Annotated in this window: 1 pseudogene; it reads right to left on the bottom strand. The window is 65.0% G+C overall.

Annotated features, from left to right (window positions below):
• A pseudogene (locus HX846_RS37745) lies at positions 1 to 414 on the bottom strand (hypothetical protein); the annotation flags it as partial.

The raw sequence follows: 414 nt of genomic DNA on the forward strand, positions 1-414 counted from the left end.
ATCGCCCTGCACATCCTGCAAGCCAAACGGCAGCGTCGGCTCGTGGATATCGCCAAGCATCTCGCGGAAGAACCCTTCATGCTCCTGCTCGCTGACACCCAGTCGCGCCTGCGCCACGTAATTGCGATAAGGCATCGGCGCGGCCTGCGGTGCGGGGTGCCCCAGCAGGTAGCCCTGCATTTCCCGCAGCACCACGTCGAACGCGGTGTGGTCCAGGACGATGTGGTGATACAGCAGCACCGCCACCACCCGCTGATTGGCCGGGTCGTTGGCGTACATCAGGCGGATCAGCGGCGCCTGAGCGATGTCCAGCCGGTAGCGCCGGGCGTCGAAACGCTGATGCAGGCCGGCCAGCACATCACCGTCCAGATGCAGCGCTTCGACCGTCAATCGAGCCTTGCGCCACACCACTTG

The sequence above is a fragment of the Pseudomonas sp. K5002 genome, from assembly GCF_013386655.1.
In the GTDB taxonomy this organism is placed as follows: Bacteria; Pseudomonadota; Gammaproteobacteria; order Pseudomonadales; family Pseudomonadaceae; genus Aquipseudomonas.